Origin of the sequence: Rugamonas brunnea (assembly GCF_014042345.1) — a bacterium.
Taxonomy (GTDB): domain Bacteria; phylum Pseudomonadota; class Gammaproteobacteria; order Burkholderiales; family Burkholderiaceae_D; genus Rugamonas; species Rugamonas brunnea.
In genome coordinates this window covers 151,451-171,912 of record NZ_JACEZT010000007.1, presented here as the reverse complement: position 1 = coordinate 171,912, position 20,462 = coordinate 151,451, and the positions used below count along the sequence as shown (strand labels likewise).

The following is a 20,462-nucleotide window of genomic DNA, read 5'->3' as shown; positions in this document are numbered from 1 at the left end:
GACGGGCGCGGCATCAGCCCCGCCGTTCCGGCGCGGCCGACTTGGCCGGGTGCCCGGCGCCGGGCAGCTGGCCGAAACAATGGGGCTTGACCTGCTCGTCCACCCACGCCACCTTGTGCTCGGGCTGGCGCCACTGGCGCACCAGCGGCGGCAGTTGCTCGCCCAGCAGGATGCCCAGCAGGCCGACCAGCGCGATCACCGGCGGCGCCGGCGAGCGCACCTCCAGCACACCGTAGATGACGCCCACCAGCAAACCGGCAGCCAGCGATACCAGATAGATTTTCATGATTGTGCTCCCAAATGGGCCGCCGGGCCGGCCGCCAGCGCGGCGGCCCGGCGGCGGGCATCATCCCTCGTGGGCGTTGAACATGGTCTGGGCGTAGATGATGCCCAGGCCGTAGGCGCCGCCGAACTTCTTGGCAATGCCGGTGGTCAGCTCGTAGCTGTCGGTGCGGGCCCAGTCGCGCTGCAGCTCCAGCAGGTACTGCAGCGACGTCATCGGACGCGCGCCGGCCTGGATCATGCGCTCCATTGCGCGCTCGTGCGCCTCGGCCGAGACGTCGCCGCAGCAGTCGGAGATCACGTAGACCTCATAGCCCTGGTCCAGCGCCGACAGCGTGGGGCCGACGATGCACACCGAGGTCCACAGGCCGCAGATCACCAGGCGGTCCTTGCCGATGGCGTTGACGCGGGCGATCACGTTGGCGTCCTCCCAGGTGTTCATCGAGGTGCGGTCGGTGATCTCGGCGCGCGGGAAGGCGGCCTTGATCTCGTCGAACACGGGGCCCGAGAAGCTCTTCTCGGCCACCGAGGTGACGATGGTGGAGACGCCGAAGCCGGCCGCCGCGTGGGCCACCAGGGCCGCGTTGTTGCGCAGCGTGACGGCGTCGATCGAGTGGGTGGCGAAGGCCATCTGCGACTGGTGGTCGATCATGATCAGCGTGTGATCCTTGGGCGAAACCAGCTGCGAACCGGGGGTTGGGGTTGCCTTGATGGACATGATGTATTCCTCGTGAGTGGATAAAGATGCGGTTGAAACGGGCCCGCCGCGCGGCGCCGGGCCATGACGACAGTGTGGGGCCACGCCGCCCGCCCGCCATCACCGTTTGGGGCGGCGGCGGCCTCCCTCTTTCGGGGGAGGGGCGGCGCCCGCTCAGCCCTTGATGAAGGCCAGCAGGTCGGCGTTGAGCCTGTCCTTGTGGGTGTCGGTCAGGCCGTGCGGCGCGCCGGCGTACACCAGCAGCGTGGCATGCTTGACCAGCTTGGCCGCCGCGCGGCCGGACGCGTCGATCGGCACGATCTGGTCGTCGTCGCCGTGCACGATCAGCGTGGGGATAGTGAACTTCTTCAGGTCCTCGCTGAAGTCCGTCTCCGAGAACGCCTTGATGCAGTCGTAGGTGTTCTTGTGGCCGGCCTGCATGCCCTGCGCCCACCAGGCGTTGATCAGGCCCTGGGAGACCTTGGCGCCGGGCCGGTTGAAGCCGTAGAACGGACCGCCGGCCAGGGTCAGGTAGAACTGCGAACGGTCGGCCAGCGAGGCGGCGCGGATGTCGTCGAACACCTTCATCGGCAGGCCGCCCGGGTTGGCCGGGGTCTGCAGCATCTGCGGCGGCACCGACGAGATCAGGCCGGCCTTGGCCACGCGCTTGCTGCCGTGGCGGCCGATGTAGCGCGCCACCTCGCCGCCGCCGGTGGAGAAGCCGAGCAGCACGGCATGCTTCAGGTCCAGGTGGTCCATCAGCTGGGCCAGGTCGTCGGCGTAATGGTCCATGTCGTTGCCGTCCCACGGCTGGCTGGAGCGGCCGTGGCCGCGGCGGTCGTGGGCGATGCAGCGGTAGCCTTGCGCGGCCAGGAACAGCATCTGCGATTCCCAGCTGTCGGCGTTGAGCGGCCAGCCGTGGCTGAACACGATGGGCTGGCCGGTGCGCGGGCCCCAGTCCTTGTAATACAGTTCGACGCCGTCGCGGGTGGTGATGGTGCCCATGGGTTGCTGTCCTTTCGATTGTGGTTGGTGGGGCGCGGCCTGGGCGGCGCCGGTGTGCACGGCCATGGCGGCCAGCGGCAGGCTGGCCGCCGCCGTCGCGCCGCCCAGCAGCACGGTGCGGCGGCCCCGGTCCGGTGCGGACGCGGCAGGTTGCGATGAAATTTTGCTCATCTGTTTCTCCCTCTGGTGGACCGTCGGCGCGGCGGCAAGCGCGCCGGTGGCAGGTGCGACCAGATTAAGCAATCCCGGCCCGCGCCGGATCACCATAAACTGCTAAGCGCCGGTCCCCCATTGGGGAGAGCGGAGCGCGCCACGGCGGCCGCCTATTGCGCTGCGGGAACTTCGGCCGGGTGTTACTATCACGACACGATTAACATCCGTTCAATGCATGCCGTCTTCCCCCGCCCGCCCCGCCCGCCCCGTTCCCCTCCGCCTGCTGGCGCTCGCCTTGCTGTTGCTGACGGCGGCGGGCGCGCCGGCCGCCACGCCCCGCCCGCGCCTGCTCGACGACTACACCCACACGGCCTGGGGCGCGCTGGACGACGCCCCGGTGGACGTGCTGAAATTCGCCCAGACGGCCGACGGCTGGCTGTGGCTGAGCACGGCCACCGGCCTGTTCCGCTTCGACGGCCAGCACTACGAGCGGGTCGACGCCATCGACGGCCAGCCCCTGTTGTCGAGCAATGTGCTGGCCCTGTGCGCGCCGCCGGAGGGCGGGCTGTGGGTGGGCTACCGCTTCGGCGGCATCAGCCACTTCCACCAGGGCCGGGTGCGCCACTACGGCCTGGCCGAGGGCGTGCCCGGCGGCGCGGTGATGAGCATCACGCGCGCGCCCGACGGCGTGCTGTGGGCCGCCACCCGCGACGGCTTCACCCGCCTGCTGGGGGAGCGCTTCGTGCCGGCCGGGGCGGAACTGGGCCTGCCCACGCGCGGCGCGCGCCAGATCCTGTTCGACCACGACGGCACGCAATGGATGTCGGTGCAGGGCAACGTCTACTTCCGCAAGGCCGGCGCGGCGCGCTTCCTGCCGGCCTGGCCGCGCCTGGACCTGATGGGCATGGCGCTCGCGCCCGACGGCACCGTGTGGGCCTCGGACGCCATCGACAGCTACTACCGCATGCGCACCAGCGCGCCGCCGCCGGGCCAGGCGGCGCGCCCCGAGCTGCCCGGCAGCGGCATGGAGTTCGACCGCGCCGGCGACATGTGGCTGATGCGCGCGGACAGCGTGCAGCGGCGCCAGCCCGGCCAGCCGCTGGCGCCGGGCCAGGAACTGACGCCCGACCATGGCCTGAGCGGCGGCCTGCCGCAGACCTTCTTCCAGGACCGCGAGGACAACATCTGGATCGGCACCTCGGCCGGGGTGGACCGCTTCCGCCGCAACCGCCTGGTGGCGCTGCCGGTCGCGGGCGACTTCGACCACGCCGCCATGGCGCCGGCCGGCGCCGGCGCGATCTGGGTCAGCGACCACGCCGGCCCGGTGCGCCAGCTGGGCACGGACGGCGTGCGCCGGGTGGCGCTGCGCCGCCACGGCTGGACCGTCTACCGCGACCCCAACGGTGTGCTGTGGCTGGGCAACGAGAGCGGCTTGTGGCGCCAGCACGGCAATGACGGCGTCCTCATCCCCTACCCCGCCGCCCTGCGCGGCTACGACAGCCAGGCCCTCAGCCGCGCCGACGGCGGCGGCCTGTGGGTGTCGGTGGCGCGCGCCGGCCTGTACCTGCTGCGCGACGGCCGCTGGCAAAAGGATGGCGGCCTGCCCGGCCTGCCCGCCGACTACCCGCTGTGCCTGACCCGGGAGGCCGGCGGCGCCGTGTGGGCCGGCTACGGCGGCAACCAGATCGCCCGCATCGCCGGCGGCCGGGTCGACCGCTACGGTCCGGCGCAGGGCGTGGCGCTGGGCGTGGTATTGAGCCTGTTCCACCGCGACGGCCAGCTATGGGCCGGCGGCGAACGGGGCGTGGCCTGGTTCGACGGCAGCCGCTTCGTGCCGCTGCGCGGCCAGGACGGGCAGGAGTTCGCCGGCGTGTCCGGCATCGTGCGCACGGCGGCCGGCGACCTGTGGCTGTTCGGCGCGGACGGCCTGACCCACATCGGCGCCGCCGCGCTGGCCGCGGCCATGCGCGCCCCCGCCCAGGGCGCCGCCTACGAGCGCTTCGACGCGCACGACGGCCTTGTCGGCATGCCCTCGCAATTGCGGCCCCTGCCCTCGCTGATCGAGGCCGACGACGGCCGCCTGTGGCTGTCCACCGCCAACAAGGTCAGCTGGATCGATCCGGCCCGCATCGCGCGCAACACCCGCGCGCCCACCGTCCAGGTGCGCGCGCTGGTGGCCGACGGCCGCCATTACGCGCCGCGTCCGGACCTGACGCTGCCGGTGCGCACGCGCGCGCTGCGCATCGACTTCACCGCGCTCAGCCTGGGCATGCCCGAGCGGGTGCGCTTCCGCTACCGGCTCGACGGCTTCGACCACGCCTGGCAGGACCCCGGCCAGCGCCGGCAAGCCTTCTACACCAACCTGGCGCCCGGCGCCTACCGCTTCCGCGTGCTGGCCGCCAACGAGGACGGCGTGTGGAGCGAACGGTCCGCGCAGCAATCGTTCCGCATTCCGCCCACGTTCACGCAGACGCCCTGGTTCATCGTACTGTGCCTGGCAGCCGCGGCGCTGCTGCTGTACGGCCTGTACCGGCTGCGCATGCGCCAGGTCACGCGCCAGCTGCGCCAGCGCATGCAGGCGCGGCTCGACGAGCGCGAACGCATCGCGCGCGCGCTGCACGACACCTTCCTGCAAAGCGTGCAGGGGCTGGTGCTGCGCTTCCAGACGCTGCTCAAGCGCCTGCCCGACGACGACGCGCGCGCACTGGCCGAGCGCATCCTCGACCAGGCCGACGACGTGATGGCGGAGGGCCGCCAGCAGCTCACCGGCCTGCGCACGGCGGCCCTGCACGACGGCGATCTGCAGCGCTCGCTGGCCGCCTTCGGCCAGGCGCTGGAGCAGGAACAGCACGAGCGGCCGGCCTGCGCGCACGAGGCCGGGCGGCCCGCGCGGCGCGGTCCGCGCTTCACCCTGGAAGCGCTGGGCGCCCACCGGCCGCTGGCCGAACCGGCCACCGAACAGGCCTACCACATCGCCCGCGAAGCGCTGCTGAACGCGTTCCAGCACGCGCAGGCCGACAACGTCGCCGTCGAACTGACCTACGACGTCGACCACTTCCTGCTGCAGGTGCGCGACGACGGCCGCGGCATGGACCAGCAGGTGCTGCAGGCCGGCCAGCGCCCCGGCCACTGGGGCCTGACCGGCATGCGCGAGCGGGCGCGCCAGCTGGACGGCACGGTGGCGCTGTGGAGCGCCCCCGGCAAGGGCACGGAGATCCGGCTCAAGCTGCCGGCCGCGCGCGCCTACGCCGGCGCGCCCGCTCGCACGTGGCGCCAGCGCCTGGGCGCCTGGCTGGGACGCACGGGCGGCGGCGGCTAGCGCCAGTCCGGCGCGCGGCAGTCGGCCAGTTCGAGGATGCCGCGCGCCAGCGCCAGCGTCACGGCGTGGGTGCGGTCGCTGGCGCCGAGCTTGGCCAGCACGCTCTTCATGTGGACCTTGACGGTCTCCTCCGAAATGGCCAGGTGCACGCCGATGCGCTTGTTGCTTTGCCCGCCGGCGGCCAGCCGCAGCACCTCCACCTCACGCTTGCTCAGCGCCTCCAGATGCCATTGCCCGACCAGGCTGCAGGCCACGGCCGGCGCGATGCTGCGCAGGCCGGCGTGTGCGTTGCGCACCGTCGTCAGCAACTCCTTGCGCAGCATGCTTTTCAGCAGATAACCGGCGGCGCCGGCCTTGATGGCGCGCTGGGCGTGCACGTCGCCCTCGTAGGTGGTGAGCACGACGATGCGGGCGGCCGGCCATTCGGCCCGGATGGCGCTGGTGGCGTCGATGCCGTTCATGTCCGGCATCTGGATGTCCATCAGCGTCACGTCCGGCAGCAGCCGGCGGTGGTAGTCGATGGCCTCGCGGCCGCTGCAGGCCTGCGCCACCAGCTGCATGTCCGCCTCGTCGGCGAGCACGCTGGCGATGCCTTCCCTGAACATGGGGTGGTCGTCCGCCGTCATGACGGTGATGGGCGGCGCCCGGTCGATGGAGGTCAATGTTCTCATCCGCGCAGCGTGCCACAACATTGACGTTTATGCCATCACTCCATGGTGGTAGCCGCGCGCCACCGGAACGGGGCGTGGCGTGGCCGGCGCGCGGCGCTAAGCTGGCGCCATGACCGTTCGACAGCACAGGACCGCACCACATGCATGGCTACCATTCAAGCTTTCCGGCTGGCGGCGCCGGCGCCGGCCTGTTGCTGCTGCGCCTGGCCGTCGCGGCCCACCTGCTGCACGCCGCGCTGGGCATGGGCCGGCCATGGCCGTGGTGGTGGCTGGCGTTGCTCGCGCTGGCCACCGGCTTGCTGCTGCTGGGATTGCTCACGCCGCTGGTGGCCGGCGCGGCGGCGGCCGGCCAACTGCCGTGGCTGGACTCGCCGAACGGCACGGTGGCCGCCATCGGCGTCGTGTGCGCGCTGGCGCTGCTGCTGCTCGGCCCCGGCGCCTATGCGCTCGACGCGCGCCTGTTCGGCCGCCGCCGCCTGCTGCTGCCGGATGACCCGTACCACACCGATTTTTGAAGGAACCGCATCATGCGCATGGAACCCCCGCACTGCCTGGCGCAACGGCACGGCGCCGCCGCCGCGTGTATCGACGTGCTGATCGACCACGAGGACGCCATCGTCCGGGCCGGGCTGGCCGCCCTGCTGCAAGACTGCCCCGGCATGGCCGTCCGCATGGAAGGCGCCGGCCCGCGCCGGGACGGACCGCCGCAGGTGCTGATCACCGACTATCACCGAGGCGTGGCCCACATGCGCGCGACCGGGGCGGCGGCCGGGCCACGGGTGCTGATCGTCAGCGGGTTCGACCGCGAATGGCATGTGCACACGGCCATGACGGCGGGCGTGCACGGCTACCTGCTGCAATCGGCCGGCGCCGGGCAGGTGGAGGCGGCCGTGCGGGCGTTGCAGCAGGGCCTGCGCTACCTCAGCCCGGAACTGGGCCGCTGCGTGGCCGACAGCCTCGGGCGCGTGGGCCTGACCAACCGCGAGAGCGACGTGCTGCAACTGATGGCGCAGGGGCGCTGCAACAAGTCGATCGCGCGCGAACTGGGCATCGGGGTCGGCACGGTCAAGACCCACGTCAAGGGCCTGTTCGACAAACTGGGCGCCACCGCCCGCACCCACGCCGTGGTGCTGGCCGCCCGCCGGGGGTTGGTGGGGGTGGCCGAATAGAGCCAGTGCCGGGCCAGTGTCATCCCGCGCCAAAAAAAATCGGTCGCTTGACCTATTTTTGAAAATGGCGCACCATGGCGTTTTCCAACCATGGGCCAGGCCATGCACGTCCAGCCGCTGCGCAGCAAGGAATCGCACACCACCACCAAGGGCCAGGAGCGGGCCGACGCCATCCTGGAAGTGGCGCGCGCCACGCTGGCGCGCGACGGCTACGCGGCGCTGTCGATGCGCAGCGTGGCCCAGCAGGCCGGCATCAGCCTGTCCACCGTCCAGCACTACTACCCGAGCCGCGACGACCTGGTCGAAGCGCTGCTGACCCATTTCCTCGACCGCTACCAGCGCGTGATCGAGCAGCGCATGGCGCAAGCGGGCGACGGCGACCGCATGGCGCTGTTCGCCTCCATCATCGACCTGTGCCTGGAAGAGTTGCGCGACCAGATCGCCAGCGGCCTGTTCTTCGAGGTGGCGGCGCTGGCCCACCGCCATCGCTACGCGGCGCAGATGTTCGATGCCGTGCTCACGCGCGCGCGCCGCACCGTGCGCAACCTGATCCGCGACATCGTGCCCGGCATGGCGCCAGCCCAGTGCGAACTGCGCAGCGCCCTGATCGTCGGCCAGATGGTGGGCGTGATGACCTTTGTCGCCAGCCAGACGCCCGCCCACGCGGAACTGGACGGGCTGCGCCAGGCCAGCGTGGACGCCATCATGCGCATCGCCTTCGCGCCCTGAGCCCCGACACCCATCCTGCGATAACAACCACAACGGAGACCGCCAGCATGACCCAACCGACCCAGGCGCCGCCCCGGCGCAAGCTCAGCGACATTTTCAGCCCCGACGAAATCGCCGCCCTCACCGCCCGCTCGGACCTGATGGGCTGGCGCGCCGTGCTGTTCACCTGGGGCGTGATCGCGCTGTGCTTCGTGGCGCTGGCGCGCTGGCCCCATCCGCTCACCTGGCTGCTCGCCATCGCGGTGCTGGGCGGGCGCCAGCTGAGCCTCGCGATCCTGATGCACGACGCCTCGCACGGCACCTTGTTCCGCAGCCGCCGCCTGAACGACCTGGTGGGCGACTACGCCTGCGGCAGCGCCATCGGCGTGGACCTGCGGCGCTACCGGCGCCACCACCTGCAGCATCACGTCAAGACCGGCACGCCCGACGACACGGACCTCAGCCTGGCCGCGCCCTTCCCCACCACGCCTGCCTCGCTGGCGCGCAAACTGCTGCGCGACGTGGCGGGCATCTCCGGCCTCAAGCGCGAACTGGGCCTGTTGCTGATGAACGCGGGCGTGCTGCGCTGGACCGTGGCCAGCGACATCGAACGCTTGCCGCAGCAAGGCCGTCGCTGGCGCGACCGCCTGCGCGACCTGGTCCGCAACGGCTGGAAATACTACCTGTTCCAGGCCCTGCTGCTGGGTGTGCTGGCCGCCACCGGTCACGCCTGGCTGTACCTGGCCTGGCTGACCGCCTATCTCACCACGTACAGCCTGTACATGCGCATCCGCTCGATGGCCGAACATGGCTGCACCGAGCGCAGCACGGACATGCTGCGCAACACCCGCACCACGCGCGCCGGCCTGCTGGCGCGCGCCACGGTGGCGCCGCTGCGCGTGAACTACCACATCGAACACCACCTGATGCCGGCCGTGCCCTATTTCCGCCTGCAAGCCACGCACCGCCTGCTACGCGCGCGCGGCCTGTGCGCCGAACCGCCCGACTACCTGGACGTGCTGGCCCTGATGTGCAAGCCGGCGCCCTGAATTTTCTCCACCTCCCCCGCCATGCAGATGGCACGAAAGGAACGTAATGACCGCAGTGACCGAATTGAGCTTCGAAACGCTGACCGTGACGCTGGAAGGCCACATCGCCATCGTCAAACTGAACCGCGCCGACAAGGCCAACGCCATGAACCTGGCCATGTGGCATGAGTTGCGCAAGGCCTTCCAGTGGGTGGACGCCACGCCCGAGGCCCGCGTGGCCATCCTGGAAGCGGAAGGCAAGCTGTTCACGGCCGGCATCGATCTGCAGATGATGATGGGCCTGGGCGGCCAGATCCGCAACGATTGCGACGGCCGCACGCGCGAATCGCTGCGCCGCGTGATCCTCGACCTGCAGGACACGCTAACCAGCCTGGAGCGTTGCCGCAAGCCCGTGCTGGCGGCCATCCACGGCGCCTGCGTGGGCGGCGGCATCGACCTGATCACCTGCGCCGACATGCGCTACTGCTCGGCCGACGCCTACTTTACGATCAAGGAAATCGACATCGGCATGACGGCCGACGTGGGCACGCTGCAGCGCCTGCCGCGCCTGATCGGCGAAGGCATCACGCGCGAACTGGCCTACACGGCGCGCAAGGTGGATGCAGCCGAAGCGCGCGATATCCGCCTCGTCAACCGCGTGTTCGACAGCAAGGAAGCGCTGCACGCGGGCGTGCGCGAGATCGCCGCCACGATCGCCAGCAAGTCGCCTTTATCGGTGCGCGGCTGCAAGGAAATGATCACCTACGCGCGCGACCACAGCGTGGCCGATGGCCTCAATTACGTGGCCACCTGGAACGCGGCCATGCTCATGTCCAACGATTTACAGGAAGCGATGATGGCCGGCATGGCCAAGCGCGAGGCCAGCTTCAAGGATTAAGGGCCCGCTGATGCGCGAACGCGACGCGGACGCTGGAAACAAACGTGGCCGCGCATGGCGGCCACGGCGTTCGCCGGGCGCTGCGACGCCCGCGAGGTTGTTGTTACGGATGCCGCGTCAGGCCGCGATGGCCTGGGCCGCGACCTGCCCGTAGGCACGATTGGCTTCGGCCAGCGAAAACGCGGACGGACTGTCGGCCAGTGCCGCCAGGCGTTCACCGCTGCGCTCACTGCTGCGATAAGTCAGCGGTGCAACAAAACGCATGCGCTCGTCGTCGCTGACTTTGCCGTCGTGATTGGTATCGGCGGCCAGCTCATTGCCCGCATCGGCCAGGATGGGCGCGGGCTTGGCGTTGGCCGCCTGGCTGTCGTTGGCAGCCGGCGTGGCTTGCTGGTCTGCCGGGCGCACTTGCCCGGCCAGCCGTGCTTGCAGGATCTGGGTTTCGGGCCGGTTGGCCAGCTTTTGCAGGCCCGCGTCGAACTGTTCCCGGGCCTGGCGCGCCGCCTCGTCAGCCGTTTTGCGGGCCACGTCGGCGCCCGTCTGCGATGCGGCCGCGTATTGCACGGGCACGACATTGGCGCCGTCCTGGGCCGGAACGGCCAGTTCGGCACGCGCCGCCGCCGTGTGGCGCGCGGCGATCTGATCCGTGTTGGGGCTACGCTCGGGATAAGTGCCAGTCGCGGTTACGGTGGCCGCGAAGGACGGTCCGTTCATCTGCATAATCGGCTCCGGGAAAAGAGGCAAATCTCGCTGCGTGGGCTACTGGTCGCACCCGCTCCGGATAGTGACCAATAAGAACGCTAATTAGCACACATTGTAACAGCGAAATTCGCCATATTTCCCAAAATCCACACAAGAAGCGCGAAGTTGCTTGCAAGAACGCCACACTTATTTGCCACACGGAAACTAACTAGCGCATCAATCCCTGTAATAGCTTCTGTCCATCGGGGCAACCCCAGCCCGTGCAGGCATCCCAGCCGGTGGCCGCCTGCTGCTCGCCGTTGTTTCCCTCGGTAATGTCGCGGGTCACGCCCTCGGTGCGCAACGAGCCGTACAGCAAGGGGTTGATGAAGCCCACCGGCTGGCCCAGTTGCTGGTTGAGCAGCGCCAGCAAGCCGGCCCATAGCGGCGCAACGGCGCTGGTGCCGCCAAACACCAGCTCGCGCCCGTCCACCCGCACCCGGTAGCCGGTGGCCGGATCGGCGTCGCCGGCCACGTCGGGCACGCCGCGCATGGTCACGTCCTCGCCCAGCACGGTCTGGTAATCAGGCCGCGGGAAGAAGGCGCTGTAGCCGCCGCCCGTGGCGCTGTTGGGGCCTTCGTTCCACACGGTCTCGGTGGTCGCGCCGTCCGCCGCCACTTCGAGCCGGGTGCCGCCGCAGGCCAGCGCATGGGGCGCCGAGGCGGGAAAGTCGACGTGCTGGCGGCCATCCGTCTCGCCATCGGTGGAACCGTTGTCGCCGGCTGCGCACAGCACGGTCACGCCCATCGCGGCCGCTTCCGCGAACGCCTGCTCGAACGCCGTCATGGCTTGCCCGGTCCAGCGCGATTCCGGCGCGCCCCAGCTGATCGACAGCACGGAGGGCCGGTTCACCTTGTCGTGCACGGCCGCCGTGATGGCGTCCAGGAAGCCGCGCTCCGAATTGGGCGCGAAATAGACGGCGATGGTGGCCTTGGGCGCAATCGCGCCGGCCACTTCGATGTCGAGCATGACCTCGCCATCGGCGCTGTCGGCCGTCGAGGGCCGGTTCTTGGCGTGGTCGACCGAGATGATCTTGACCACCGGCAGCGGCAAGCCCAGTTCCTGGAAATACGCCTTCAAGTCGCGTGGCCGGCTGCCGCCGCCCAGCTCGATAATGGCGATGCACTGGCCCGTGCCGTCCAGCCCAGGCGGAAAGTTGTACAGCTTGGCCAGCTGGGGCGGCGTGTACGAGATGCCGGCGGCAGCCGCCTGCATGCGGCCATCGGGCTCCAGGCGTTGCAGCTTGGGCGTAGCCACGGGGCGGTCATCCAGGCCGAACACGCCCTCCACCACCCCGGCCAGTTCCGGCGGCACGTGCAGTTCGCCTTCGCGGCCCCGGTATGTACCATCGGGGAATTCATAGTCCTGCAATTGCACGCCGAACGCCTGCTCCATGATCGCCGCCGTGCCCGACAGCACCACGCGGCGCTGGGCCGCGTCGCTGCGGATCACGGCCATGCCATGCTGGCGCGCAAACATTTCCACGCTGACGATGTCGCTGTGGCTGGCGCCGTGCTGCTGGCTGTAAGCTTCGCGGCTTAGGTAGCGCCGGCTGGCGGGCGGCTGGTCGGCCGCCAGCGCCTGCAAGTCGGGCGCGCCGCGTTCCGGCGCCGCGCGCAGCCGCACCGTGATTTCAATGATCTGCTCGGGATCGACAGGGCCGAGCGCGACGGCGCCTACCAGCGCCGTTTGCGTGCTCCCCGGAATGACATGGGTATGTGCGGTGGTAGCCATCGAATTTCTCCTGTGCGGGTGTAGTCCAGCCGTCCGCAAGCCGTTCCGGACGACGCCAGCATTGACGATACTGGCCACAGGGAAGCAACCATTGAGGCAGCGCAGAGGTGCGCCGCGACAGGTCCGCGCGCTTGCGTCTAAAGCGCAACAGAAAATTATCACACGCACAACAACTATTTGTTTGCGGAAACTTTTATCGTGAAATGGTCTATACTGTTTTTACGGTTTCCGCGTCACCTGGCGTGGCGAGCCGGCGATCGCTGCGATCGCGCAGAGACAAGAAAGTGAGCACCACCTTGACTTCCGACCATGTGCTGATCCAGTCCGAACAAGCGGCCGTGCAAGCCCTGATGCAACTGTTGCCCGTGTGGTATGACGAAGCAGGCCTGCCCGGCATGCTGCGCGCGCTGGAAGCGGCGCTGGCCGAATGCCTGGCCATCCGCGACGAGTTCGCGCAGGACGCCGACCCGCACCGGCGGGCTGAACGGGGCGCCGTCAGCCAGCACTTGAGCTTCCTGCACAGTTTGTGCGCTAACTGAGGTGCGCCGCGCGCGCTGCAACCTTATTTTTGATCGATGCAACTGGGGTAAGGCGCCGCCTCACCTGGGATGATGGGACACAGCTTAATGGGCGCAAGTAGATGGAAGCGTTGCGTCCACTCTGCCGGCTTGATGTCAATCGGGGTGGCCGATTTTTCGTCCCGTTTTGCCCACTGAATCGTGTAGTAGTCAGACTCGCCCTTGATGATCACTTCCAAGGTCGATTCGCTTGTTTCGCCAGCACTCGCTGGCGACGTGCCGCAACTGAGCACCACGACAAATCCATCGTAGCCGCTGATCTTCCCTTCACCGAGGACCTTTGCGTTGAACGATGTGGGACAAGCGTTCTTGAAGCCTCCGGCTTTGATCTCAGCAAATTTTTGGGGCGACAAATTCACGTTGGCGGCCAAACCTTTATCCGCAGTGATCGTCAACATCTCTGTCCATTTGTCGACGGTCTCGCCTTGTAGAACAGCTTCGCGAATGTAATGGCCGCCGTTGGTCTTTTCGAAGACCGTCGTAAATCCTGGCGGAAACGCCGTCATGAGCAGTTGTCCAAAGATGGGAGCGATGTTCTTCACGGTGTACCCCTGCTGCCGTAAAGCTTCGACCGATTGCGGCGTGGCATCGCTTGCGGCGTATGCCTCAAGTTGCATAACGAATAGCGCAACCGCCATCCAGAGCACTCGACGTAGCTCGTTCATACCTGCCCTTTCGTGACTGCTCATAAAGTGAACACGGTTGTCGTCCGACGTCTACCACTGGCCAAACGCTGCCGTTGGCAGGATAGCAGCTTCCAAAATGGCAAAATGCACGCTTTGTCACGTCCGGACGTTGTGCGCGATGATCGATTATCAGCTTGAATCTGAACTGCTTCAGTGCGAGCCTGCGCGCTCCAGCTCTGGATGCTCGCGCGGGATATGCCTATCGGATTCTTCCAAATGGCGCATTACCGGAATTTACCCCGACACGCCCCATATTGCGCCGCGATGTGCCTTTATGGCCTCAAAAGTTTTCCTCAGATCAGATACTGGCAAAGCATTGGAAATATAGGCGTCCCGGTCGTTATTTGCCCACCAAATTCGAAAGCTCAATCCGTTGTCAAAGCACGCTTGCAAAATTCGAGCGGCTGGCAGGTCGTACACTTCCTTGCCGTCAAGAAGTGCATTTTCGAGATCAGCGATAACCACGTCGCTGGTACCCGTTTCGCAGTCATGGACCAGGTGAACGGGCGTTCCATCCAGGCATGCAAGCTCATTGGCCAAAGATTTTATATATTTCTGTGCGTCATCGGCCAACAATAGCTCGATACCGTCGATCGCCGGGACGGCTGATATCGCGCCCGAAATAGTCATGAAGTAGCTCATAGGCCATTCTATTTTCCGAAAACTAGCAACATCTAAAAGTCTCGAGAGCAGTTCCTAAAAATATCGACGCAACGGGTTCATTTCCGGCAACGCGCCATTTGGCAGATTGCTGGAGCTGACACCGACGCGGCTGCCTCTGACGCGAATTGCGACGCGTTATAAGATCCGCGACGCGTTATAAGGTCCGTTAACGCCCCAAAGCGAAAGTTTATCAATAGGAATAACCACTAAACAAGGTGGTTATGTTGCCAGTTTAAATGCTGACAAATTCCCTCGAAATCAGGAAATAACGATTTAGCATTGATTCCGAGACGATCTAGAGACACTAGCATTTGAGCTTTTTGCGAACAAGGAATTCTATATTCATATAAATTCTTTTTTATTTCACTATTCATTTCAAGCGGAACAAACATTTTTGTGCTACGGGAATATCGATGCAGCGTGAACCATCCATGTTGCGCTACTATTCGAGCATTATTCATTCTTGGCTGAAATACCCTAGTTTTCGCAGCTTTAAATGGATCATCGTTGTAAATATTGCTAGCCAAAAGATTATCTGCTATCAACGCGTAAACATAAACATCACTGGAACCAGGATCACTACAGGCGAAATACAACGCCACAAGAGGATTGATTGTCCAATCAAGAAGTCTCGTTTTTAGCTTAAAATGCTGCGCACGGACCAAAAGACCCAGGTCAGACTCGTCATGATAAGGGAGCAAAGATGCGCCCTGAAGACGAAGTTGTTCAAGGATTTTCTTTTCGTCACTCGTTGTATCAGTAGTATTATTTTTTCGAGCTACACCTGGAAGTAGATTGCCCGGAACAGGCTGCCCACGGAACACTACATGATTTACGAGAAGGTCGAATATATCAATCTCTTTAACAAACGACAAAAATGAGTCAATGGTTATCTTTTCCATAAATTACATTTCTTCAGCAATATCCTATACAAGTCTACGTGCGTCATTGGCAGCAAAAAGGAACGTTTATAAGATATTTTTTCTACCTTATGAAATTCGGACGACTTAGGGGCCGGTTTTGGCCGCATGGCGCCTCTTCCGGTTATCGCAGGAAGCGACCTGCTTTTACTTCCAACAGCTTAATGAGTTCAGGCTGCATGTACTCATAGTCGTCCGGAATGTCCAGGCATATGATCCGCTTGCCGTTCAAATGCGAACGAAATTTCGAAGAGAGACGATTTCGATGCGCCTTTTCCATGACAAATATGATGTTGGCCTACTCAATCTGCTCGTTGGACAGCGGTACAGATGCATCGCCACCCAACCCAGCGGAGTCAGTTTCGACATCAGGCCAGCTTGCGAATATGTGCTCGGCTGTGGGACTTCGCAGACGATTCTGAGAACAGAGAAACAATGCACGCTTCAATTTAAAATCCTAAGTGCCAAAAAATAGTTGACCGGCCGCTCCTGGCCGTTGGAGGCATCGTTCGTCAGCAACTACAGGCCCCCGCAGTACAATCCGAATGTCCTCTTCAACCACGTAGAACTCGTTTCAAATAAAAGGCGCATGCTCGCGCATCGCTCGCCACGTCAGCCTCATCGCTCTGCACTAATTGCTTTACCAGCCTGAGTTCCTCTTCGCCTCCTACCACTGCTGCGACCTGGATCGCGGTCCTCACCATTATGGGCATTGTCGATCGCATGCCTATTCGTACGGCCTCCTGTGTACGGCGCCGAAAATTCGGCACCGATGCTTCCATCTCTGCGACAAACTTTGTGAGCAGTTCGACGCCGGCAAATCCTGCGGGTTCGTCCCGTGTCTGACCCCAGGTGAAATCCGCGCCATGTGGTCCGCGCGTGATTAACCAATTCCATACCTCGTCGGACGGATCCCCGCCGAGCCGGTATATCTCGTCTAGAAAAGGCTTGCGCATGTCTAGGCAGAAATGTCCATTGAAAGACCCAAGATTCAGAGTGTACTCACCGGCAAATTGCCATTGGCAACACGACCGTCCGTTCCTGGCCAGCAGGAGCCGGCGCGTGCGTTACTTTTTCGTCTTCTTCGTGTATTGCTTCCCATCAAAGCGAATGACGCCGAAAAGTGTGTCAATGTCCAAGAAGCCATTATGGGTCACCGAAAGCACCTTATAACCACCGCCATCCATGCCACACCAGTTTGCAATCTCAACCCATTTTGAATTTCTCTGAGTGTAGATCCAATGCTGTTCCCCACACGCCCCACCACTATAGGCGAAGAGAACCTCCTTTGCTCCGTCGCCGTTGAGGTCGATCTCCGAAAATGCATCAACGCTACTTACATTGCAAATTTCAATACCAAGGTCGTCACAAACTTGCTTAGGAAGGACCGGTTGAGTCTTTGCTGTTGATGCCATAGGTACAATCAGTGCCATGGCAAAAAGAAGAAAAAACTTGGAAATCCTCACAAATACTCCGGGAAACTAATTCAATATTTTGGAAAAGGTCCTCTTCTGGCCGACAACGGAATTATTTCTCTGCGTTGAACAGCTCAACACCAGGAGTGCCAGCGCTACGAAGCACAACTATTCGATTCTTCTCCAATTCATCAAGAAATCTTCCTACAGACTGATCTGAAGGCTTTCCATTGAAATTGAGTGACTGGAACTTCCCATCAATGATTATTCCGAGCAAGACGAAAGATTTCTTGTCTTTGTACTTAATGCCATCAATCAAAAGTGCTTGAACGCCTGGCGATGATTTGGCTGCAGTCCCGATCGCAGAAAGAAGCTCAAAGCCAACTTCACGGATGGCATTTTGAAAATTACTTCCATCTGCCTCCGCTTTGCGCCCAGCGTCCTCCGTGAAGAGGAAATCAACGCCCCCAAATTTCGTGGAAAACGAAATTACCGGCGCAGGAGCCGCCCAACCGATTTGAGGCAGCGCCATGCCGCACGACGTGACAAGCAAAGCTGCTACAAGAAATTGCGAAACTTTCAAAACTCTCTCCAAAGATCTTGATTTAGGTGACGGGCGGCTTCTGGCCGGTTACAGCCTATCCGAAAACTCTTGTGTGCCAGTACGTCTGCGGAGAAGCGAACCATGCTTCGTTCTTGGCATTTCTAAATTGTGCAAGCTGATTCATGGGAATCTGGTATCGAGAAAAGAGCGCCACCAAATCTCTTAGAGACGCTTGACTCAAGTTCAATGATTTCACGACAAGTGTATCTTGCTCCCATCGGACGATGCCCGGAATTTGCATAGCCCACTCGAACAGATGCCGCTCATCAAGCTGAGAGCCGAAGGTAACGCCAGAACAATCGAGTCGAACCATTAATACTAACCTTATTTCCGAGTGGCGGCTTGTGGCCGACAGGCGACAAGAATAAAGTGGTAAGCAGATGTCTTTTGTATAGCGCTCTTAATCGCATTTACGCAATGTAGTGCTTGCGACTGTTGAGATAGAAGAGCTAGTGATTCCCCGCGCTTCACAATACTTCGACTTGAGCCAGACCTGAAGAGACTTTTTACCTTTACTGGCGTTGCAACGAACGCAACACAACCCGATATTCTCCAAACTGATCATTGATATGTCGTTGACGATATGCTCCCATGAAGGGCACGTTGCTCGCTCCGTCAGCGGCCAGGTAAAGATTAGCTGACAGTAAATGCATTGCGTGTCGCGCTCCATAACCTGCAACGCGAGAGCTCGTGGAATTTTCCAGCTTGCAGCTGTGCGAATGAGGAGGGCTTGATCCATACCTGTAAGTTCGGTTGTCATTCGGAATATCAGATGTCCACCCTTGGCGGAGTGCGGTCCGTGGGAAGGATAGCAGGTTGCCAAACAGAAAAATTCACACTTTGTCACACTCACAGAATATGCGACCGTTAGGTTGAATCAGAGTAGGTCCGGAGAAGGGATGGCGGAATTGGTCTAAACTTTGCCGCCAGGAAGGAATTTTTAGTGTGCTTTAGATTTTTATGCTAAAAATGCGACCGAATTAGATTTTCGCCCCGATTTATTAGACCGATTTAGACTTGCACTTGGGGTTTTCAGACTCGATTAGATCCGATTCGCCCAAATCCGACCGAATTAGACCGGGGCGATTTTTTTGCACTCCGCCCCTCCCCCCCCAAAGCCCACACATGGGCTCACCCGAAACCGCGTATGCCCTCCTCGTTTCAGTGTGGCGCCGCGCGTTCAAGCTCCGGATGATCGCGCAGGATGAGGCGGCGCTGCTGCTCGATGCGCCGTATCTTCTCCTCCGCCTTGGCGATTTGCTCCTCCGGCACCCCAGCCGCGCGGCCGCGCTCGACGTCGGCGTACAAGCGCGGCAACTCCGCCGCCGCCGCGTCCGCGAACGCGCCCAGCACGCGCATTTGCTGCCCCTGCTGGTACTGTTGGTAGGCTTTCGGGTCTGCCAATTCCGCCGCCGTTGGTGGCGTGCGGGCTTCGTCGCGCTGGAGCGGTGGCGTGCGCGCGTCGCCATGTTCGCGCGCGTCGGCCATGCTGAGCCACGCGGAACTGCTGCTGTCGACGGGCGTCAACGGCACCCTCTGCAACTGCGCGTCGCGCTCCGGGACGGCCTCGAACCACTGGCGGCCACCTTCGTTTCCAGCCGCGCTACCCGCACGCGCAGGCGCGGCGCCGGCGTCGCCGGCCAGACCGGCCTGCCGGGCGATGGAGGGCCACGCTACCCAGCCGGCCGCCATGGCCGCCACAACGGCGGCCAGGATCACATGGCGCCTCACGAACGCGACTCCAGCACATGCAGCGGCTGATCAAGCAGGCTGCGGTTGATGTCGATGCGGGCCGTGCCGAGCAGGCGCTGGCGCAACGCGGCCAGTTGGGCCGCCGCCTTCTCGCGCGCGACGGCATTGGTGGCGACGTAGCGCACCGTCTCCGATGCGGGGTCCTGGTAGCCGTCCACCCGCTGGTCGACCAGCACGATCTCCCACACGGCCTTGTCGTTCGGCCCCACCGGGCTGCGGATCGGATGCGAGACCTGGCCTTCGGCCTGCGCGAACGCCAGTTGCGCCAGCCAGTCCGGCGTGCCGCTGTGCTGCAGCCATCCCAGTTCGCCGCCAGTCTGGCTGTCGGCGGCGGACGAGTAGCGGCGCGCCAGCGCGCCAAAGTCGGCGCCGCCGGACAATTGGCCGGCCACCATCTGCGCGGTGCGCTCGTCCGGCAGGCGGATGTGGCGTGCCTTCACTTTCTCGATGCGGCGGAATTCCTCGCGGTGGCGCCGGTAGTATTCCGCGATCTCGGCGCCGCTCACCTGCGCCGACAATTGTTTGACGACGGGGCTGCCCGCGTCGATGTCATTGCCGATGCCGTGCAACTGCTGCAAGGCTTGCACCGTGTCCTGCTCATCGAGCACGCGCCGCAGGTCGGCCACGGTGGCCGCGCCGAAGCGCTGGGTGCTCCAGTGCTGCACATACAGCGCCGCCAGCGCCAGCCTGGCTTGCTGTTGCAGATGCGTGGACTGGCGCGCGAACAGCGCCACCCTGCCCTGCACGTTCTGGCGCCGGTAGACATCGGCCAGCGTGATGGCGCCGGCCGGCCCTTGCGGCAGCTGGTAGCGCAGCACCACGATGTCCTGCGCGCGCGCCAGTTGCCCGGCGTCGAGCGCGTACTCGAGCCGCAACTGGCCGGGGCGGCCGAACACGGCGTCCAGCGCGGCCGGGGCGATGGCCGGTTGCGCCGTCACCAGCCCGGCCAGGCTGCCGCCCGGCAGGCGCTGCATGGCCTGTTCCAGCTCCTTGCCGTACAGGCCACGCAGCATGGCGACCAGCTGGTCGTCCACCATCACGTCGTGCGCGAACGCGACGCGCTGGCCGGCAAACAGCGCGGCCTCACCATAGGTCTTGCGCGCCGATCCGGCCAGCAGACGGTTGACGACGGCCTGTTCCAGCGCCGCGCTGCGGCTGGCCTTGGCGTCCGCCTGGCGCGCCGAGCGCCACAGCGCATCCACGCTGAAGGCGAGCAAGGGCGCACCGTCGATCCGCGCGGCCAGCGCCGGATCGTTGAGGCGATACGCCACGGCCGCCTGCGCGGACATAGGCGCCAACGCGGGCAGCAGTACGGGCAACAACGCGGGCAAGAACGCGGTCGACACCGCGGGCGCCAGTGGCATGGCGAACGCCAGCGCGGCCGTCAGCGCGCGCGCCAGCAGCTGCGGGCGCCGGCCTGTGGTCCGGATCGTCATGG

At 64.5% G+C, this 20,462-nt stretch carries 20 protein-coding genes and 1 pseudogene; 7 read left to right on the top strand and 14 right to left on the bottom strand.

What is annotated here, in order from left to right; all coding sequences use genetic code 11:
- Nucleotides 1-13 precede the first annotated feature (13 nt).
- The 3 genes from H3H37_RS12625 to H3H37_RS12615 all read right to left on the bottom strand — a co-directional run bounded on the left by H3H37_RS12625 (nucleotide 14) and on the right by H3H37_RS12615 (nucleotide 2,155).
- The gene (locus H3H37_RS12625) at nucleotides 14-286 is read right to left on the bottom strand and encodes a DUF1427 family protein (protein ID WP_182162928.1); all 273 of its coding nucleotides are present in this window, start codon (nucleotides 284-286) and stop codon (nucleotides 14-16) included.
- A 60-nt stretch (nucleotides 287-346) separates the two neighbouring features.
- The gene (locus H3H37_RS12620) at nucleotides 347-1,000 is read right to left on the bottom strand and encodes a hydrolase (RefSeq protein WP_182162926.1); all 654 of its coding nucleotides are present in this window, start codon (nucleotides 998-1,000) and stop codon (nucleotides 347-349) included.
- A gap of 153 nt (nucleotides 1,001-1,153) precedes the next feature.
- Nucleotides 1,154-2,155 (bottom strand): alpha/beta fold hydrolase, encoded by a 1,002-nt coding sequence (locus tag H3H37_RS12615; protein ID WP_220456421.1) that lies wholly within the window; start codon nucleotides 2,153-2,155, stop codon nucleotides 1,154-1,156.
- 217 nt (nucleotides 2,156-2,372) lie between these two features.
- Here H3H37_RS12615 and H3H37_RS12610 point away from each other — a divergent pair, with 217 nt between their 5' ends.
- Nucleotides 2,373-5,456, top strand: coding sequence for a sensor histidine kinase (locus tag H3H37_RS12610; RefSeq protein ID WP_182162924.1), 3,084 nt, complete (start codon nucleotides 2,373-2,375; stop codon nucleotides 5,454-5,456).
- On the opposite strand, the gene H3H37_RS12605 is transcribed toward H3H37_RS12610, so the two are convergent.
- Complete coding sequence (locus H3H37_RS12605) at nucleotides 5,453-6,127, bottom strand: response regulator (RefSeq protein WP_182162922.1); 675 nt, start codon at nucleotides 6,125-6,127, stop codon at nucleotides 5,453-5,455. The two genes, H3H37_RS12610 and H3H37_RS12605, sit on opposite strands and share 4 nt — an antisense overlap.
- A gap of 140 nt (nucleotides 6,128-6,267) precedes the next feature.
- Here H3H37_RS12605 and H3H37_RS12600 point away from each other — a divergent pair, with 140 nt between their 5' ends.
- The 5 genes from H3H37_RS12600 to H3H37_RS12580 all read left to right on the top strand — a co-directional run bounded on the left by H3H37_RS12600 (nucleotide 6,268) and on the right by H3H37_RS12580 (nucleotide 9,930).
- On the top strand, nucleotides 6,268-6,642 hold the full coding sequence (locus tag H3H37_RS12600) for a hypothetical protein (RefSeq protein WP_182162920.1): 375 nt from the start codon (nucleotides 6,268-6,270) through the stop codon (nucleotides 6,640-6,642).
- 12 nt (nucleotides 6,643-6,654) lie between these two features.
- On the top strand, nucleotides 6,655-7,296 hold the full coding sequence (locus tag H3H37_RS12595; RefSeq protein WP_182162918.1) for a response regulator transcription factor: 642 nt from the start codon (nucleotides 6,655-6,657) through the stop codon (nucleotides 7,294-7,296).
- Nucleotides 7,297-7,398: 102 nt separating this feature from the next.
- Nucleotides 7,399-8,025 carry a TetR/AcrR family transcriptional regulator gene (locus H3H37_RS12590; RefSeq protein ID WP_182162916.1) on the top strand — a complete coding sequence of 209 codons (627 nt, stop codon included), beginning with the start codon at nucleotides 7,399-7,401 and terminating at the stop codon, nucleotides 8,023-8,025.
- Between the two features lie 47 nt (nucleotides 8,026-8,072).
- Nucleotides 8,073-9,053, top strand: a complete 981-nt coding sequence (locus H3H37_RS12585) for a fatty acid desaturase family protein (protein WP_182162914.1) — start codon at nucleotides 8,073-8,075, stop codon at nucleotides 9,051-9,053.
- Between the two features lie 46 nt (nucleotides 9,054-9,099).
- Complete coding sequence (locus H3H37_RS12580; protein WP_182162912.1) at nucleotides 9,100-9,930, top strand: crotonase/enoyl-CoA hydratase family protein; 831 nt, start codon at nucleotides 9,100-9,102, stop codon at nucleotides 9,928-9,930.
- Between the two features lie 117 nt (nucleotides 9,931-10,047).
- Here H3H37_RS12580 and H3H37_RS12575 read toward each other — a convergent pair whose 3' ends face one another.
- Nucleotides 10,048-10,650 (bottom strand): hypothetical protein, encoded by a 603-nt coding sequence (locus tag H3H37_RS12575; RefSeq protein ID WP_182162910.1) that lies wholly within the window; start codon nucleotides 10,648-10,650, stop codon nucleotides 10,048-10,050.
- 190 nt (nucleotides 10,651-10,840) lie between these two features.
- Entirely contained in the window at nucleotides 10,841-12,406 is a 1,566-nt protein-coding gene (locus tag H3H37_RS12570) for a S53 family peptidase (RefSeq protein WP_182162908.1), read from the bottom strand.
- Between the two features lie 284 nt (nucleotides 12,407-12,690).
- On the opposite strand from H3H37_RS12570, the gene H3H37_RS12565 reads away from it, so the two are divergent.
- On the top strand, nucleotides 12,691-12,945 hold the full coding sequence (locus H3H37_RS12565) for a hypothetical protein (protein WP_182162906.1): 255 nt from the start codon (nucleotides 12,691-12,693) through the stop codon (nucleotides 12,943-12,945).
- A gap of 23 nt (nucleotides 12,946-12,968) precedes the next feature.
- Here H3H37_RS12565 and H3H37_RS12560 read toward each other — a convergent pair whose 3' ends face one another.
- The 8 genes and pseudogenes from H3H37_RS12560 to H3H37_RS12530 form a co-directional block, all read right to left on the bottom strand.
- The gene (locus H3H37_RS12560) at nucleotides 12,969-13,649 is read right to left on the bottom strand and encodes a hypothetical protein (protein ID WP_182162904.1); all 681 of its coding nucleotides are present in this window, start codon (nucleotides 13,647-13,649) and stop codon (nucleotides 12,969-12,971) included.
- Nucleotides 13,650-13,904: 255 nt separating this feature from the next.
- Complete coding sequence (locus H3H37_RS12555; protein WP_182162902.1) at nucleotides 13,905-14,312, bottom strand: hypothetical protein; 408 nt, start codon at nucleotides 14,310-14,312, stop codon at nucleotides 13,905-13,907.
- Nucleotides 14,313-14,539: 227 nt separating this feature from the next.
- Entirely contained in the window at nucleotides 14,540-15,235 is a 696-nt protein-coding gene (locus tag H3H37_RS12550) for an FRG domain-containing protein (RefSeq protein ID WP_182162900.1), read from the bottom strand.
- Between the two features lie 142 nt (nucleotides 15,236-15,377).
- Nucleotides 15,378-15,701 (bottom strand): annotated as a pseudogene (locus tag H3H37_RS25850) (low molecular weight protein tyrosine phosphatase family protein).
- A gap of 619 nt (nucleotides 15,702-16,320) precedes the next feature.
- Nucleotides 16,321-16,719, bottom strand: a complete 399-nt coding sequence (locus H3H37_RS12545) for a hypothetical protein (RefSeq protein WP_182162898.1) — start codon at nucleotides 16,717-16,719, stop codon at nucleotides 16,321-16,323.
- 61 nt (nucleotides 16,720-16,780) lie between these two features.
- Nucleotides 16,781-17,251: a hypothetical protein gene (locus tag H3H37_RS12540; protein WP_182162896.1), complete on the bottom strand. Its 471-nt coding sequence runs from the start codon at nucleotides 17,249-17,251 to the stop codon at nucleotides 16,781-16,783.
- A gap of 1,182 nt (nucleotides 17,252-18,433) precedes the next feature.
- A complete protein-coding gene (locus H3H37_RS12535; RefSeq protein ID WP_182162894.1) occupies nucleotides 18,434-19,003 on the bottom strand; it encodes a hypothetical protein in 570 nt (189 codons plus the stop codon).
- Nucleotides 19,000-20,460, bottom strand: coding sequence for a peptidylprolyl isomerase (locus H3H37_RS12530; protein WP_229218802.1), 1,461 nt, complete (start codon nucleotides 20,458-20,460; stop codon nucleotides 19,000-19,002). Before H3H37_RS12530 ends, H3H37_RS12535 begins: the two co-directional genes overlap by 4 nt.
- Nucleotides 20,461-20,462: the final 2 nt, after the last annotated feature.